Genomic DNA, 17,816 nt, shown 5'->3' on the forward strand with positions numbered 1-17,816 from the left:
GTCAGTAATGATTTTATGCTTGCATGTGACCTTGGTTGGTCTTCTGATGAGTTTACTGTTCAATGTGGCAATCGCTAGACTTTGGTTGGCTTATCCACGGGCTGTGGTTTCCATTGCCCAAGCAAGTACAGCAGGTTGCTCCCAAACCTGACTTGCTTCAACGCAAAAAGAGAGAAAGTGGCTGTTTTGGATTTATCTATTAACTTTTGGTTTAGGCTTGGGGACGACGGTTTATCTACCTGTTAGGGCCTTTTGACCGTTATTTATGACCGGTTATTGGTAGCTGTTCTTGGTTAATGTGGGGATCTGATAGGCCTAGACTGGTTTTTTCGTCAAAAAATAATGGATCACCTGATGATTTCGGGAACAGAGGACTGTACAGACTGGCATACCAGAAACTGGATGTTGCATTTCGGACTTCCAGAACACCTCTTCTTATGGCCTTTGCTGGTTTGTCCAACGGCAGGTTTGCTTTATCAAGTGATAAATCTGCTATAGCTTTTTGAACAATCAATTGATATCAAAATCCCAGACAAACTGGGATTTTTTTGCTACAATATAAAAAACAATTTGGATAAAAAGGGGAAATCATGGAACGTGCTATTTTTGCTGGAGGTTGTTTTTGGTGTATGGTGCAGCCTTTTGAAGAGCAAGAAGGAATTTTATCTGTTCGTTCAGGCTATACGGGTGGACATGTCCCAAATCCGACGTATGAAGAGGTGTGCTCAAAAACAACAGGACACACTGAAGCTGTTGAGATTATTTTTGATGAGTCAAAGATTTCTTTTGCAGATTTGGTTGAAATTTATTGGGCACAAACAGATCCGACAGATGCTTTTGGCCAGTTTGAAGACAGGGGAGATAATTATCGCCCTGTAATCTTTTACTTTAATGAACAGCAGCGGGAAATAGCAGAGCATTCTAAGGCTAATCTACAGGCTTCAGGCCGTTTTGATCAACCTATCGTAACAAACATTGAGCCTGCCCAACCTTTCTATGAAGCAGAGTCTTATCATCAAGGTTTCTATAGGACAAATCCCGAACGTTATGCTCAGAGCTCAGCTATTCGCCACCAATTTTTAGACGAGAATTGGCACTAAGCTTTTTAGAAAGATGCTATGCCAATTAAAATTATCTACTAAAATGAAAGTCACAAGGAATTGACGGCGTCTCTGATAGTCAACTTTCGGGTTCATTTGCGAGCTTTGAAAAATTGATTGCTTGCTCCTGATTTTTATGAGGGACGTGAGGAGTTTTGAGATTTTTTAGAGAAAGATTTTCCCGTTTACGGTATCTTTGTCGGAGGTGGACTTAATAGGGTACTTGGTTTGTGAGGCAGAGAACGGTCGTCTGGGTAGAACAACTTTTTGTTTCTGAAAACTATCGTCATCAGGGCTAGGCAGTTCAATTATTTCAAAAGATAGAAAAATTATCTCTTCCTTTGGGTGGTGAGACCTTGTTCAACTATATCCATTCCAAGAATCATGTCATGTTGGTCTTCTTGAGAAAACAAGGCTACACTTTTTTAAATTTAATTGAAGTGCGTAAAACTTTTGAGAGTGAAATGTTGACGCGAGAAGTTTGTGTCAATGAGGAAAAAATTGTTTATTAAGGAGAAAATATGCGAAAATCATTTTACACGTGGCTGATGACTCAGCGCAATCCCAAGAGTCAGGAACCGGTGGCTATTTTAGCTGACTTGGCTTTTGACGATACGACTTTTCCCAAGCATACAGATAGCTTTGATGAGATCAGTCGTTATTTAGAAGATAGCGCCAGCTTTTCCTTTAATCTAGGACAGTTTGATCAGATTTGGGAGGATTATTTAGCGCATTAAGGGGAGAATGATGAAAAACTTATTTTTAACGTCTTATTTGGCAGGTGTCAAGCATTCATTGGCTGACTTTATTCAAAAACATCAGATTGGTCAGGTTTTATTCATTACAACAGCTGGAAATGTGGAAGAGTACACCGATTATATTGATGAGGGGCGCGAGCTATTTCAGTCTTTAGGCATTGTTGTAGAGGACTGTGATATTGCTAAATTAGGAGCAGTAGCTATTAGAAGCAGACTTGATCAAGCTCAGGCTGTTTATTTTTCAGGTGGGAATTCTTTTTACCTCTTACAGGAACTTCAGAAAAAAGTATTGTTGAAATCTTTGAAGGAACGAGTTGAAAATGGTCTACCTTACCTAGCTGAGTCTGCGGGAGCGATTATTGCCAGTCCTAATATTGCCTACAGCCAACTTATGGATGAACGCGAAAAAGCGCCACATCTAGCAAATGACTTTGGTTTGAAGTTGGTTGATTTTTACATTGTTCCTCATGTCGGAGAATTTCCATTTGAAGAGTCTGCGCAAGCCATTTTAGATCAATATCAAGAAAACTTGGCTATCTTACCACTGAATAATGCACAAGCTGTAGTCGTTGAAGGGAATCGCTATCAAATAGTCGAAGAATAGAGAATGGATATTTCGTATCAAGTACAAACTGAAAGGTTTAATTATCGGGTAGCTTCGGTCATTGTTCATGAGGAGCAATGACTTGTGACAACAGATGCCAAGTCACCTTATTTTTACTTACCTGGCGGTCGTGTGAAAATGGGGAACTAGCAGAGGATGCAGTACTTAGAGAACTTCACGAAGAATTGGAGATAGAAGCAAGTGTTATTAGGCCTCTTTGGCTTAGTCAGTCATTCTTTAATGAAGAAACTAGCCAAGAGTGTTTTCATGAGCTCTGTTTCTATTTCCTGATTGATATATCGCAAAGTGATTTGTTAAGCTTGGGGGCTAAATTTAGAAAATGGGAATCACATAAATGGGCTGATTATGAATGGCTGACTTTTGAGGAGTTGGAACGCAGTACTTTTTACCCAGAATTTCTCAAAAAGGAAATCGTCAACCTTCCAGAGCATTTGACACTTCGGACTAATTAATATCATCTAATGGTAATAAGTATTTGATGGTCATACTCTTCGAAAATCAAAATTATCCGTTGTCAACTTGCCTTGATGAACTCAAGTTCTATCGTCGGCTTCGTTTCCTAGGCTACTTTTGATTTTCATTGAGTATCAAATCGCAAGAATTGTTGTTTTTTGATGACAAATTCTTCGATTTTTTCTCAAAGATGGAAATTCTTTTAAAAAGAAGTTAAATGGAAGCATTTCACTATTCTTTGTGATATGATATAGGTATGTATACGAAAAATAGAAAAGGAAATCGCATGTCTAAACAAATTACAAAAAAATCTCTTTTATTTTCAACAGTAGCCCTATCAATGTTTGCAGCAAGCCATGTTCATGGTGATGAAGTTAATAATTGGACAGCTCGTTCAGTAGACGAAATCAAGGCAAGTCTTGTTAATGAAGGCAATAAAACAACTTATAAAGTTCAATATGGCGATACTTTGAGCACGGTAGCAGAAGCTATGGGAATTGATGTTAATGTTTTGGCAAACATCAATCAAATTACTAACTTAGATTTGATTTTTCCAGATACAGTCTTGACAACAACTTATAATGACGCTAATCAAGTGGCGACCGTTGCAGTTGAGACACCTGTATCTGAACAATCTTCAGAGTCAGTAAAAGCAACAGCTGATTTGGAAAATAATCAGGTTGTAGTAGGTGATCAAGTAGTGGATGTGGCAGATTTGACACAAAACATCATTAATACTCAAGAGTCAAATCTAAAAATTTATGCCCAAACTACGGAGCCTGTGAAAGATGCTATTGCACACATTACTGAAACACAACCTTCAATATCTACAGAAGAATCAAGTGAAGAGGCTAGTCAAATAACAGATCCAGCTGAAAATTCTGAGGTTTTGACCACAGAAGAAGTAAAAATAGAAGAGGCTACTTCACAAACTGTTGAAGCCACTCAGTCTAGCACAGAAGAAACAAATACAACAGAGCAAGCCTCAGCTTCTGAAACAGCACCTACGGCTGTTCAAGAAGTTACTCAAAATATTATTGAAGATACAGCCGCTCAGTCTGAGCAGCCGGTAGCAGAAACTGTTGTTGACACAAACCAAGTGACTGAGACTCCAGTAACAACTCAAGAACAGGGTGTACAGGCAACAGCTGTAGCGCAAGAATCTGCTGAATCAATAGTCGAAACGATTGCTCAGACACCTGAAGAGTCAGAAACTACAACAGTCACTCCAGTGTCAACGCAAGCGACAACTTATGATAACACAGGGTTGCAACCACAAACAGCGGCCTTTAAGGAAGAAGTTGCGGGTGTATACGGCATTACTGATTTTAGTGGTTATCGCCCAGGAGATCCAGAAGATCATGGCAAAGGGTTAGCGATTGATTTCATGGTGTATGATAATTCAAGCTTAGGTGATCAAGTTGCACAATATGCTGTTGATAACATTGCTGATAATGGTATCTCATATATTATTTGGCAACAAAAGTTCTACTCACCTAGGGCTAACATTTACGGACCAGCCAATACTTGGAATCAAATGCCTGATCGAGGTAGTGACACTGCAAATCATATGGACCATGTTCACGTTTCTTTTACTGAATAAATATTATTCTTACTTTTCAACAGCTACTTTTTTAAGTAGCTGTTTTATGCTATAATAAAAAAGATTTTTGATACGAAACATAGATAATTTTAAAGGAGAGTGGGCTATATGCACGTACGTAGAGAAATCTGATGGATACTTTGTGAAAATTAAAGTCAATTAAAGTTCATAATGGTGCTGAATCGGCTTGACTTTTGATTTTCTGGTGACCTGCTTTGACAGGTTGTTGACTTCAATCGCCCAATAGGGCTTGTATCAATTATTAAGGAAATTATCTATGTTAAAAAAATCGTATCGTCATAATATTGTCTGGCTAGGAGCAACGGAGTTCTTTAGTTTCTTTGGTATTACCAGTTTCTGGATTCTTTTTCTTACTCAACATGGCATGACGCTTTGGCAAGTAGGGATATTGGAAAGTATTTTCCACACTACTAGTCTTTTGTCTGAAGTCCCTTCGGGTATGTTGGCTGATCGTTTTCATTACAGGACGAATTTGTACCTGGGTAGGATCATGTCGATTATCTCTTGTCTAATGATGCTCTTTGGACAAGGAAACTTTTGGATATACGCTCTAGGAATGGTTTTTAACGCCTGGTCCTATAATTTTGATTCTGGAACTAGCTCTGCTATGCTTTTTGAATCTGCTAAAGAAGCGGGGCTTGAAAATAGATTCCTCAAAATTTCAAGTTTTTTATCAGGAACTGCAGAGGCGACTAGGACTATGGGGACAGTTATAGCAGGCGTTTTTGTCCATGGCTTACTTGATGTAACTTACGTGATTCAGATTGCATTTTCACTGTTAGTTCTATTCTTTATCTTTATGATGAAAGAGCCGAGCGTTAAGGAAGAGAGAGATCAGCCAGCAAGTTTAAAAAATATTATAAAGACTGTAATCAAAGTCTTTAGGCGAACTCCGCGATTGCTTTACTGGCTCATGATGAGTCAATTGATTTGTGTGTTCATGTGTATGTTCTATTTTTATTATCAAAATGAACTGGAATCCCTTGATTCGTGGCAAATTAGCTTAGTGATGTTGATTTCTAGCGGAGTGAATATTGGAGCAGTTTGGTTGGCTAGTCATCTCGGTGAAAATCAAAAAGCAAGCCGCTTGTTACCAATACTGGTCGCTTTGACTGGACTTCTATACATTTTTAGCTTTACAAAAATGCCAATGTTATATGTTCTCATTTATTTGCTGACTGACGGGATATACGCTTTCTTTCTGCCGATTTTTAATAATGATTTGCAGAATCAAATCCCAAGTGATGTCAGAGCAACCATGCTCAGTGTATGCTCTATGTTTTTTAGCTTATCCATGATTCTTGTTTTTCCAATGACTGGGCTTTTTATTGATTACTTTGGGTTCTCGCAAACCTTTTTAGGACTGGGGAGTGTTCTTGCGGTTTTGGGAATGATACTAATATGTGGGCACAGCTATTTTTCAAATGACAGATGACATAAGAAATCACGCAATTGCGTGGTTTTTTGATATAATAAAATATATTACAGATAAAAGAAATGAGGAACTCTATTTGCAAGAGTATTCTGTTGATATTACATTAACCCACCCAGATGATGTTTTAGCTCTTTTTGGAACAAATGAACGTCACTTGAAATTGATTGAAGATCATTTAAATGTTGTTATCCATGCACGAACAGAGCGTGTGCAAATTTTGGGAGATGACGAGGAAGCCGTTGAAGAAGCACGTTTGACCATTCAGGCACTTTTGGTTTTGGTTGGCCGTGGCATGATTGTCAATACTTCCGATGTTGTGACAGCCTTGTCTATGACACAAAATGGTTCCATTGATAAGTTTGTAGCTCTCTATGAGGAGGAAATTATCAAGGATAGTTATGGAAAGCCGATTCGTGTCAAGACCTTAGGGCAAAAGGTTTATGTGGATAGTGTGAAAAAACATGATGTGGTCTTTGGGATTGGACCCGCAGGGACTGGTAAGACATTTCTAGCTGTAACATTGGCGGTGACGGCTCTCAAGCGTGGGCAAGTTAAGCGTATTATTTTGACTCGACCTGCGGTAGAAGCAGGGGAAAGTCTAGGTTTCTTACCAGGAGATCTCAAAGAAAAAGTCGATCCTTATCTAAGACCTGTTTATGATGCCCTTTATCAAATCCTTGGTAAAGAGCAAACTACGCGGCTCATGGAACGTGAAATCATTGAAATTGCACCATTGGCTTACATGCGTGGTCGGACTTTGGATGATGCTTTTGTTATTTTAGATGAAGCGCAAAATACGACCATCATGCAGATGAAGATGTTTTTGACTCGCTTAGGGTTCAATTCTAAGATGATTGTTAATGGGGATATTAGTCAGATTGACTTACCTCGTAATGTCAAATCGGGTTTGATTGATGCGACCGAAAAATTAAGAAAGATTAAGCAGATTGATTTTGTTTACCTATCAGCCAAAGATGTTGTCCGTCATCCTGTGGTCGCTGAAATCATCAATGCTTATGAAAATGTTAATCAAACGGGGCGCAGCCATCTTCCAGAAGAAGAAAAAACTGAATTGATGGGTGACAGAAAGTGATGAAAATCGAAACATTGGCGAAGTCTTATAGTTGCCGAAAAGTGACTCAATCAGATATTCCAAGTGTTTTGGCTCTATATGAAAGCAATCCTTTGTATTTTCAATACTGTCCTCCTCAGCCAAGTTTAGATAGTGTGATGGAGGATATTGCTCGCTTGCCTCAAGGGAAAACTCAAGATGACAAGTACTACGTTGGTTTTTGGGACGGTTCTAGTCTAGTTGCTGTTATGGACTTTGTTTGTGCCTATCCTGATGAAAAGACGATTTTTATAGGCTTTTTCATGGTCAATCAAGCTTATCAAGGTAAAGAAATTGGTAGTCAGATTGTGACCGAAGCGTTAGCTTATTTGGCAAAAAATTTCCAAAAAGTTCGCTTGGCTTATGTTAAGGGGAATCCTCAATCTCAACATTTTTGGGAAAAACAAGGCTTCAAACCGACTGGAAGCGAAATAGAGCAGGAGTCTTATACTGTTGTTATAATGGAAAAGAATTTTTTGGGGTAACTAAATACTATTTAGTAAATTGTATTGAAAGTTTGTTTTGGAACAGTTATCAGTTTTAGACGAAGTAACCTATCGTAGCATGATGACGAATATCTTCTTTATTATCACGATAAGATTATTGGTGGAATCTATGGCGATTGTTTTCCACTCAAACTTGTTCATGTAGCCTTGGATAGTATGACCAACTTACCTAGATTTAAGAACCTGTATTCACAGTTTAGCACTTCTATCTAAGGCTAGTTTTTGAGCTACTTGTCGTTAGTTTTTTTCAAAATACAGTCGGTATTTCCTCAAAAAACTCCTTGATTAGTGAAAAACTATCTCTTAGATAAAAGCACTTTACTTGTGAATGCAGACTCTAAGAAAAAGGCTAAGAAATATGAAAAAGGGAGCTAAGCATGGTTTCCTTTTTCTTTCGCAATGCCTTTAATAATATGATATAATAGACAATGATTGTATTTAGAATGGAGTAGTGTGCGGTGCAACATGTTTTTATTATCGGAAGTCGTGGCTTGCCAGCTCAGTATGGTGGTTTTGAGACTTTTGTAGAAGAATTGGTAAAACATCAACAGTCTTCAAATCTTAAATATCATGTTGCTTGTTTGAGTAACACAGAGCATGAGAACCATTTTGAACACCTGGGAGCGGACTGTTTTACCATTAAAGCTCCTAAACTTGGACCAGCGCGTGTTATCGCTTATGACATGATGGCTATTAACTATTGTCTGAAGATGGTGAAAGAGCAAAGAATTTCAAATCCCATTTTTTATATTTTGGGAAACACCATTGGTGCTTTTATTGGCGGATTTGTTAAAAAGATTCATGCTGTCGGTGGTCACCTTTTCGTCAATCCTGATGGACTAGAGTGGAAACGTAGCAAATGGTCTAAACCTGTTCAAGCTTATCTTAAGTATGCCGAGAAATGTATGGCAAATCAGGCAGATTTGGTCATTTCCGATAATATTGGTATTGAAACCTACATTAAGAATTCCTACCCAACGGCCAAGACGCGCTTTATTGCCTATGGGACGGATACTCAGGTATCTTCATTAACTGCCAAAGACCAAAAAATCAGAACTTACTTTGAAAAATGGGATTTGACTGAAAAAGGCTACTATCTTATCGTTGGTCGTTTTGTGCCTGAAAATAATTACGAAACTGCCATCAGAGAATTTATGCTGTCTGAGACTAAACGCGATTTGGTTGTCATTTGCAATCATGAAGGCAATGCTTATTTTGACACTTTGAGAGCGAAGACACAATTCGATACGGACGAGCGCGTGAAGTTTGTTGGGACAGTTTATGATCGAGATCTTTTGAATTATGTTCGTGAGAATACATTCGCCTACATTCATGGTCATGAGGTGGGAGGGACCAATCCTGGTTTACTTGAGGCGCTTGGTCATACTGATTTAAATCTGGTTTTTGGTGTTGATTTTAACAAATCAGTTGCTCAGAGTAGTGCTTATTATTGGACAAAAGAGGCGGGTAATCTAGCCAGCCTCATCAACGATGTTGACAAGCAATCTGATTTTAAAGCTCTTGGTGAGCAAGCACGAGCGATTATCAAAGAAAGCTACACTTGGGAGAAAATTGTAGGGGAGTACGAGGAGTTGTTTTTACATGAAAGTTAATATACTCATGTCCACCTACAATGGTGAGAAGTTTTTGACGGAGCAAATTGAGAGCATTCGCCAGCAGACGGTGACAGATTGGACACTTTATATCCGCGATGATGGTTCTAGTGACAAGACTCCAGAGATTATTGAGGATTTTGTCGCCAAAGATAGTCGAATTTGCTTTATCAATGTTGATGATCGTGAGAATTTTGGGGTTATCAAGAATTTTTACACACTTTTGAAACATAGCAGAGCAGATTATTATTTTTTTAGCGACCAAGATGACATCTGGCTACCTAATAAGTTAGAAGTGACCTTGGCTGAAGCTGAAAAATATGATGAAACCAAGCCTCTTCTGATTTATACAGACTTAAAAATTGTTGACCAAAAACTCAATGTTTTACACGAAAGCATGATTAAGACTCAGTCAGACCATGCCAACACGCAGCTCGTTCAGGAATTAACTGAAAATACGGTGACTGGTGGAACAGCGATGATTAACCATGTTTTGGCTGACCTATGGACAACGTATGATCGGTTGCTCATGCATGACTGGTATCTAGCATTGGTTGCAAGTAGTATGGGTAATCTGGTCTATATTGATCAGCCGACAGAGCTTTATCGTCAGCATGAGGCTAATGTTTTGGGAGCTCGTACTTGGTCAAAAAGGATGAAAAATTGGTTGAAACCGCATAAATTAGTCGAAAAATACTGGTGGTTAATTGAATCGAGTCAGACACAGGCTAGATTTTTGTTAGATTTAGATTTAACCAAGGATAAACGAGACTTAGTTGAAGCCTTTGTTACTATTTTAGAACAACCTTTGTTAGAACGTATTAGACGCCTAAGACACTACAAATTGCGAAAAAACCGTAGTTTTCACACCTTGGTTTTTCGCACATTGATTATCACTAAATTTGGTTATGGGAGAAAATAATGAATTTTTTTAATAAGGAAAATCGTATCTTATTAAGAGAAATGGTTAAAACAGATTTTAAACTTCGCTACCAAGGTAGTTTGATTGGGCATCTTTGGTCTATCCTTAAGCCCATGATGCTTTTTGCCATTATGTATTTGGTTTTCATTCGTTTCTTGCGTTTGGATGACCATACTCCTCACTATGCTATTGCGGTTTTGCTTGGGATGGTGACTTGGTCGTTTTTCCAAGAAGCAACCAATATGGGGATGGTTTCTATTGTGACACGTGGTGATCTTTTGCGTAAGTTGAATTTTTCAAAGGAAATTATTGTTATCTCGTCAGTAGTCGGAGCAGCCATTAACTATGGCATTAACTTGCTGGTTGTTCTTGTTTTTGCTCTGATTAATGGTGTTAGTATTAGTTGGGGATATTTGTGGATTTTTCCTCTTTTTATTGAGTTAGCTTTGATGTCGACAGGGGTTGCTTTTATTCTTGCTACTCTCTTTGTTAAATATCGTGATTTAGGTCCTGTTTGGGAAGTTGTCATGCAGGCAGGAATGTATGCTACGCCAGTTATTTATTCGCTGACTTATATTCTTCAAAATAATCACTTTACCATTGCTAAACTGATGATGCTTAATCCACTTGCGCAGATTATTCAAGATTTACGTCATTTTATTGTTTACAGCGGTACAACTCGCGGTTGGGATTTGTATAATCATCATATCTGGGGGCTAGTTCCATATTGCTTGCCAGTACTCATTTTTATTTTGGGTTACGTCTTGTTTAGTAAGAATGCTAAGAAATTTGCGGAGATCTTATAATGTCAGAAAATCAAGTTGCAGTAAAAGTGGAACACGTTTCCAAATTCTTCAAACTTCCTACAGAAAGTACACATAGCTTGCGTACCGCTCTTGTCAACCGATTTAAAGGGATAAAAGGTTATAAGGAACAACATGTTCTTAGAGACATTAATTTTGAAGTTAATAAGGGTGATTTCTTTGGGATTGTTGGGCGTAATGGCTCAGGGAAGTCAACATTGTTGAAAATCATTTCTCAAATTTATGTGCCTGAAAAAGGTCAGGTGACCATTGATGGTAAAGTCGTTTCCTTTATCGAATTAGGAGTTGGTTTCAATCCTGAATTAACTGGTCGTGAAAATGTCTATATGAATGGTGCTATGCTCGGTTTTACTACTGAAGAAATTGATGCTATGTACGATGATATCGTTGAATTTGCCGAGCTGAAGGAATTCATGAACCAAAAACTCAAAAATTATTCGTCAGGGATGCAAGTACGTCTAGCTTTCTCGGTTGCCATTAAAGCACAAGGAGATATTTTGATTCTGGATGAAGTTTTGGCGGTTGGAGATGAAGCCTTCCAACGTAAGTGTAACGACTACTTCATGGAACGCAAAAAATCAGGCAAGACCACTATCTTGGTTACCCACGACATGGGAGCTGTTAAGAAATATTGTAACCGTGCTGTGCTAATCGAAAATGGTCTGGTCAAGGCTTACGGGGATCCGTTTGATGTTGCTAACCAATACAGCTATGACAATACTGAGCAAGTTCTGGATGAAACTGAAGAAGAAGTTGAAACTAAGGAAGAAGTAGTTCAAGTTGAAAATGTTAGCGTTGAACTTCATTCACCAACTCGTATGACACCAAAAGAGACTGTCTCTTTTACTGTTTCTTATGATGTTCTTGAAGATATCCCTACCTATGTTGCTTTGTCTTTAACAGATATTGACCGCAATATTTGGATTTATAATGACAATTCTATGGATATCCCCACATCTGGGGCTGGTCATAAAGAGATAACTTATGAATGCTCGTTGTCACAGGTGAATGATTTGAAGATGAAACTGGAAGTCACTATTCGTGATAAGGAGGGACAAATGCTTGGCTTTGCCAATGCTACTCAAACCCCCATTATCTGGATTAATCGTGACGACATTGCTTCAGATGATGAGTCAGCACTGGATTCAGCCAGTGGGTTAATTCAGCGCAATGGAAGTTGGACTTTTAATGATTGAGAATTGAGGATGTAATAATGCCAAAAGTATCTGTTATTTGTACAAATTACAATAAAGGAAAGTGGATAGCAGATGCTATTGATAGCTTTTTGCGCCAAAAAACGACTTTTGAGTTTGAGATTATCCTTGTTGATGATTGTTCAACAGATGAGTCTGTTGATATTATCCGCGATTATGAGCGACGCTATCCAGAACAGATTAGAACTTTTTTCAATGCTGAGAATCAAGGAATTGCTAAAACTTGGGTTGCAATTTGTAAGAAAGCACGAGGGCAGTATATCGCACGCTGCGATGGGGATGATTATTGGATTGATGATGAGAAACTGCAAAAACAGGTTGATTTATTAGAATCCTCGCCAAATTCTCGGTGGTCTAACACGGAATTTAATATGGTTGATTCCATTGGTAGAACTACTCAGGTAGAGGTTTTTAAAAATCAAGTCATCCCCTTGTTGACTTCTTATGAAGAAATGCTTGTTCTGAAGGGCATGACTATGGCATCAACTTGGTTAGTCGATGCCGATTTAATGCGTGAAGTAAATAATCTTATTGATGTCAATACTGCTGATGATACTTTTGATATTCAGCTAGAATTGTTTAGAAAAACAAAGCTAAGTTTTTTACCAGATTCTACGACGGTTTATCGAATGGATCCTGAGTCTGATTCGCGTACCCAAGATAATGTTAGACTGCAGAAACGTTTTGAAAGGTTATTACAAACACAGCTTAATTATTTAGAAAAGTATCCGTTAAATTATCATCGCGCTCTTGAACTGCTACTTAGACAGGATAATCATTTTGAAATTGCTCTATCACGGAAAAGTGAGTTGATATCACAGATTGATAAGCAGTATGTGACAATTTATTTTGCGCGGAAGGATGAAAATTTTAGTCAGGAGCTAGTTCTGGAATTTCCACTGAAATATCAGGATAATTTCACATTTGATTTACCAGAAGATATATCACAGTTACGGATTGATCTTTCTGAAATTCCTAGCTTCTACCAGAAAGTTTCACTAATAACTAATGAATTTAGAACAGAAATTTTACCAAGTTTTACAAATGGGACACTAATTGGCAATTATGTCATGTTTACTGAAAGTGATCCACAGCTAATTTATGACATTTCAAAAATTGAAAAGAAAAACTTTACATTAAGCTATTCGATGTTTAATGTAGATAATATCAATTCTGCCGATTTTGTAGCTAAAATTTTAACTCAGAATCTTTTGGAAGCATCTCAGAAAATAAATAATCTTAATTCTTACAAAGTTCAGTTTGAAATAGCAGATCAGGAGCGTTTATACTACAAGACGGCTCTAGAAGAGATGGTTGTCCGTTATAATTCGGTCACTCATTCGCGCCGTTGGACTATTCCAACAAAAATTATCAACTTTTTTAGGAGAAAAAAATGAAACGTTTGCTCTTATACGTACATTTTAATAAGTATAATCGCGTTAGTTCACATGTTTATTATCAGCTGACACAGATGCGTCCTTTGTTTTCAAAAGTGGCCTTTATTTCAAACAGTCAGGTCAGCGAGCACGATTACTGTAAATTAGTTGATTTGCGATTGATGGACAATTTTATTCAGCGTGAGAATATTGGTTTTGATTTTGCTGCCTGGCGTGATGGAATGACTCATATTGGATTTGAAGAACTTCTAACTTATGATGTCATTACTATTATGAATGATACCTGTTTTGGTCCGCTTTGGGATATTAAGGACTACTATCTCAATTATGAAGCTAACGACCAAGTTGATTTTTGGGGCTTGACTAACAACCGGAAAACTAAGAAATCTCGTCAGACGCAAGGTTTTCCTGAACATATCCAGAGTTATTTTATTACTTTTAAAAAGCCAGTCATTGAGTCACCTGTTTTTAGGCAATTTTGGGAGAAGGTGCGAAATCATACGGATGTTCAAAATGTTATCAATGACTATGAAACTCAAGTAACAACAACTTTTTTGGATGCTGGTTTCCATTACCAGACGATATTCGATACGGTTCATGAAGATACAACGGGAATGCTTCACCCGGACTTTTCATATTACAATCCGACAGCCATTTTGAAGCACAAAGTTCCCTTCATCAAGGTCAAGGCAATTGATGCCCATCAAGGTATTACGCCCTATATTTTGGATGAGATTGCCGACAAGACCAATTATCCGATTGACCTGATTATCTCTCATATGTCGGAAGTGAATTTTCCCGATTTTATGTATCTTTTGGGACATAAATTGGTTAAGCAAGTGGCGTCTGCTGATTTATCTAGCAAGAAAATCGCTGTTCACTTGCATACTTTCTATGTTGATCTGTTAGAAGACTTTTTAGAAGCTTTTGAAAAATCCTTTAATTTTGATTATGATTTGTTTATTACAACAGATGTTGAGGATAAGCGAGTAAAAATTCAAGAAATTTTAACCCAACACAAGCGTCAGGCTGATATCCGGGTGACTGGAAATATTGGACGTGATGTGTTGCCAATGCTCAAACTCAAGGAAGAGTTGTCAAAATATGATTATATTGGACATTTTCATACCAAAAAATCAAAAGAAGCGGATTTCTGGGCTGGAGAATCTTGGCGTAGGGAGCTTATTCAGATGTTGATTTATCCAGCCAATAACATTTTGTCCAACTTTGACAATGAAAAACTGGGAATTGTTATTGCAGATATTCCAACTTTCTTCCGTTACAATAAGATTGTGGATGCTTGGAATGAACATTTGATTGCTCCTGAAATGAATGATCTTTGGAAGCGTATGGGAATGACCAAGGCGATTGATTTCAATACTTTTCAGAGTTTTGTCATGAGTTATGGTACTTTTGTCTGGTTTAAGTATGATGCCCTCAAACCTCTTTTTGAGCTTGGTTTAACAGATGACGATGTACCGGCAGAACCCTTGCCACAAAATTCAATCTTACATGCTATTGAGCGTTTATTGATTTATATTGCTTGGAATGAGCATTATGATTTTAGAATTTCTAAAAATCCTGCTCAAATCACGGCCTTCGTGGATAATAAATTGCTCAATGAACGAGGCAACAGTGCGCCAAACACTTATGTAGATTTCACTTATATGGGTGGTATCAGAGGAGCTCTTAAATATATCTTTATCGGTCCTGCCAGGGCAGTAAAATATATTATTAAACGTTTGTCTCAAAAGGTGTCTAAATGAAAAAATATCTTGAAGAGATCAACTGGATATCTGTTTTACATCGATGTCTTATCATTATCTTCTCAGTGTATTCCAGTTTTTATCTTTTGATGACGCATCTTCTGACTACAAAGGAAATTAAAGCGTCATTCCAAAATTTACATCAATTTCTTTTCTTTGTCTATCTGCTTTCTATAGTGGTTTTAGCAGTATATGTTTCTAAAATCCTATCGAAACGATTTGTTATTCAACTGGCTATCGGATATTTTCTTAGTCAGGTGGTTTCCTATGTTGTCCTTGCGACAAGAAATTTAAATGATAAGTCGTTTAAAATATGGAATTTTGGAAAAAATCACTTTTGGGAAGGTAACGCTTTGCTGACACTTGCTGCTATTTTAATTGTAGCATTACTTATTCAGCAGGTGGCATCAAGAACTAAGTATTTGAAAAAGCTCTCAGTTTTCTTGGAAGACAGCAAAGGATACCATCTTCCACAGTCACTTTTGCTTGCAAATGTTGCACTTCTTGATTCTAAATGGCTAAGCTATTTACGAGGAGAGCTCATTTCAACATTGACTACAAGCGGAACAACTGCCTTTTTAGAGGAATTGTTCAAAATTTTACTTATCTGTTTATTGGCTTTTTCACTGATTGCCTATACAGCAACTGATGGTTCAGAAAAAATGCGGAAGAATCAGCCGAGCCTATCCCTTGCAGTGTTAACTAGTCTTATCTTAGCCTTAATTTTTAACTATACCTTGCAGTATGGTGTTCGAGGCGATTCAGACTTATTGGGACGTTATATCTTTCCAGGGGCAACTCTGTATCAGTTTAGTGTCCTAGCCCTAGTTTTCCTTTTTATCTATCTTATCGTTGACCGCTATATCTCAACAACATTGATGATTATTATTGTTGGAACGCTGGTTTCAGTAGCTAACGTTTTAAAAAATAGTATGCGAAGCGAGCCCTTGTTGATAACAGATTTCGTCTGGCTTCATGAAGTGAATTTATTGCTTAGCTTTTTGGATGAGTCTCTGATTTTTTATATAGTTCTTTCGTTTTTACTACCTGTTATAATTTATTTAATTTCCAGAAATCATATTTTGGTTGGGAAGATTATATTCAAAAAGAGGATACGTTTTTCTCTTTTATCATTAGCGGTTGTTCTCTTTTTATCAATTTTTATTGTGTTTAAAAATGAAGAAAATGGAAAGATTGCCTCTGATGTACCGGTAGCTTCTAAGTTAAATAACTGGATAGATATCGCATATATGGGACATCTTGCAAATGCAAGATACAAGTCAGTTTTATACGTTTGGACAAAACAAATAACTAAGCCCTTGATGGAGGCTCCTAATGGATACTCAAAGAGTAGAATCAAAAAAATTGTAAGAAGATATACGGACAGGGCAGAAGAAATTAATAAGGAGAGAAATTCGAATATTGAGGAGCAAACTGTGATTTATATTCTAAGTGAAAGTTTGTCTAACCCTGCAAGAATTAATGGTATATCTTTGTCAAAAGATATTATGCCTAATATTAATATTATAAAATCTCAAACGACAAGTGGGTTGATGAAGTCAGATGGTTATGGTGGTGGAACTGCTAATATGGAAACTCAAACCTTGCTTGGGTTGCCATTGTATAATCTCTCTTCATCGGTATCGGTGATAAATACCGAGGTGATTCCTAAGATGAAATATCTACCATCAATAAGTAATAGCTTTAAAGATGATGATAAGGTAGCTATTCATTTAGGTGATTCTTATACTTATTCTAGAAATGACCTCTATGCTAAATTGAAATTTGGTATGTTTATTGCTTCAGAAGGGACTTCTTACAAGCCTACCATGAATGAAAATCTAGGTTTGTATGCATCTGATGAGTCAACTTATCAAAATGTCTTGGATAACTTGACGAAAAATACTAACCAATTCTTTTCTGTTGTCACTTTTCAAAATCATGTTCCGTGGCTATATGGTGAGCCAACGGATGTTTATGGTACAGGTGTGGGTTTAACCAATAAAGAAAATTCTCAATTGTCTAATTATGCTCGTCTAGTCTATAATACCGATCAGGTAACCAAGGATTTCCTGGATAAATTGGTGCAATTAAAAAAACCAATAACAGTTGTATTTTATGGTGATCATTTGCCTGGATTTTACCCTCAAACTGTTTTTAATGAGAATGCTGAAGTTCAGTACCAAACGGATTATTTCATTTGGAGTAATCATCAAACAGAAAAACTTAATTATGATTTAATCAACTCTAGTGATTTTCCAGCTGCGCTATTGGCTCATACAAATTCGAAAGTCTCACCTTATTATGCTCTATTAACAGATGTGTTAAATAATGCTAGTGTTGATAAAGAGGAACTTAGTGAGAAGGGGAAGCTTATCAAAGAAGATCTTCTTATGGTAGAATATGATTTAGTTTCAGGTTCTTATTATTTGAATAATTATCCCAGTTTTTTTGAAATGAATTAGGAG

16 protein-coding genes are annotated in these 17,816 nt (G+C 37.3%); all 16 read left to right on the forward strand.

From position 1 onward, the window contains the following. Positions 1 to 7 precede the first annotated feature (7 nt). The 16 genes from ABZ559_RS05415 (at position 8) to ABZ559_RS05490 (ending at position 17,813) form a co-directional block, all read left to right on the forward strand. Entirely contained in the window at positions 8 to 151 is a 144-nt protein-coding gene (locus tag ABZ559_RS05415) for a hypothetical protein (protein WP_367007472.1), read from the forward strand. A 439-nt stretch (positions 152 to 590) separates the two neighbouring features. Beyond that, the gene (msrA, locus tag ABZ559_RS05420) at positions 591 to 1,100 is read left to right on the forward strand and encodes a peptide-methionine (S)-S-oxide reductase MsrA (protein WP_273404598.1); all 510 of its coding nucleotides are present in this window, start codon (positions 591 to 593) and stop codon (positions 1,098 to 1,100) included. A gap of 521 nt (positions 1,101 to 1,621) precedes the next feature. Continuing rightward, the gene (locus ABZ559_RS05425) at positions 1,622 to 1,837 is read left to right on the forward strand and encodes a YozE family protein (RefSeq protein WP_018376642.1); all 216 of its coding nucleotides are present in this window, start codon (positions 1,622 to 1,624) and stop codon (positions 1,835 to 1,837) included. A gap of 10 nt (positions 1,838 to 1,847) precedes the next feature. Beyond that, on the forward strand, positions 1,848 to 2,462 hold the full coding sequence (locus ABZ559_RS05430) for a Type 1 glutamine amidotransferase-like domain-containing protein (protein ID WP_367007473.1): 615 nt from the start codon (positions 1,848 to 1,850) through the stop codon (positions 2,460 to 2,462). Between the two features lie 77 nt (positions 2,463 to 2,539). Continuing rightward, on the forward strand, positions 2,540 to 2,935 hold the full coding sequence (locus ABZ559_RS05435; protein ID WP_367007474.1) for an NUDIX domain-containing protein: 396 nt from the start codon (positions 2,540 to 2,542) through the stop codon (positions 2,933 to 2,935). Positions 2,936 to 3,222: 287 nt separating this feature from the next. Then, positions 3,223 to 4,539, forward strand: coding sequence for a LysM peptidoglycan-binding domain-containing protein (locus ABZ559_RS05440; protein ID WP_367007475.1), 1,317 nt, complete (start codon positions 3,223 to 3,225; stop codon positions 4,537 to 4,539). Between the two features lie 277 nt (positions 4,540 to 4,816). Further along, positions 4,817 to 5,995, forward strand: a complete 1,179-nt coding sequence (locus tag ABZ559_RS05445) for an MFS transporter (RefSeq protein WP_367007476.1) — start codon at positions 4,817 to 4,819, stop codon at positions 5,993 to 5,995. A 76-nt stretch (positions 5,996 to 6,071) separates the two neighbouring features. Next, positions 6,072 to 7,088 (forward strand): PhoH family protein, encoded by a 1,017-nt coding sequence (locus ABZ559_RS05450; RefSeq protein ID WP_367007477.1) that lies wholly within the window; start codon positions 6,072 to 6,074, stop codon positions 7,086 to 7,088. Next, a complete protein-coding gene (locus ABZ559_RS05455; protein ID WP_367007478.1) occupies positions 7,088 to 7,591 on the forward strand; it encodes a GNAT family N-acetyltransferase in 504 nt (167 codons plus the stop codon). Before ABZ559_RS05450 ends, ABZ559_RS05455 begins: the two co-directional genes overlap by 1 nt. Positions 7,592 to 8,070: 479 nt before the next feature. Next, on the forward strand, positions 8,071 to 9,225 hold the full coding sequence (cps2T, locus tag ABZ559_RS05460) for a beta 1-4 rhamnosyltransferase Cps2T (protein WP_367007479.1): 1,155 nt from the start codon (positions 8,071 to 8,073) through the stop codon (positions 9,223 to 9,225). After that, on the forward strand, positions 9,215 to 10,147 hold the full coding sequence (locus ABZ559_RS05465) for a glycosyltransferase family 2 protein (RefSeq protein ID WP_367007480.1): 933 nt from the start codon (positions 9,215 to 9,217) through the stop codon (positions 10,145 to 10,147). The genes cps2T and ABZ559_RS05465 overlap by 11 nt, the downstream gene beginning before the upstream one ends. Further along, positions 10,147 to 10,953: an ABC transporter permease gene (locus ABZ559_RS05470; RefSeq protein ID WP_367007481.1), complete on the forward strand. Its 807-nt coding sequence runs from the start codon at positions 10,147 to 10,149 to the stop codon at positions 10,951 to 10,953. Before ABZ559_RS05465 ends, ABZ559_RS05470 begins: the two co-directional genes overlap by 1 nt. After that, positions 10,953 to 12,167 (forward strand): ABC transporter ATP-binding protein, encoded by a 1,215-nt coding sequence (locus tag ABZ559_RS05475; RefSeq protein ID WP_367007482.1) that lies wholly within the window; start codon positions 10,953 to 10,955, stop codon positions 12,165 to 12,167. Before ABZ559_RS05470 ends, ABZ559_RS05475 begins: the two co-directional genes overlap by 1 nt. Positions 12,168 to 12,184: 17 nt before the next feature. After that, positions 12,185 to 13,582: a glycosyltransferase gene (locus ABZ559_RS05480; RefSeq protein ID WP_367007483.1), complete on the forward strand. Its 1,398-nt coding sequence runs from the start codon at positions 12,185 to 12,187 to the stop codon at positions 13,580 to 13,582. Next, entirely contained in the window at positions 13,579 to 15,348 is a 1,770-nt protein-coding gene (locus tag ABZ559_RS05485; protein WP_367007484.1) for a rhamnan synthesis F family protein, read from the forward strand. Before ABZ559_RS05480 ends, ABZ559_RS05485 begins: the two co-directional genes overlap by 4 nt. Beyond that, positions 15,345 to 17,813, forward strand: a complete 2,469-nt coding sequence (locus ABZ559_RS05490; RefSeq protein WP_367007485.1) for a sulfatase-like hydrolase/transferase — start codon at positions 15,345 to 15,347, stop codon at positions 17,811 to 17,813. The genes ABZ559_RS05485 and ABZ559_RS05490 overlap by 4 nt, the downstream gene beginning before the upstream one ends. Positions 17,814 to 17,816: the final 3 nt, after the last annotated feature.

The organism is Streptococcus sp. ZY19097, assembly GCF_040731245.1.
GTDB classification, from domain to species: Bacteria; Bacillota; Bacilli; order Lactobacillales; family Streptococcaceae; genus Streptococcus; species Streptococcus orisratti.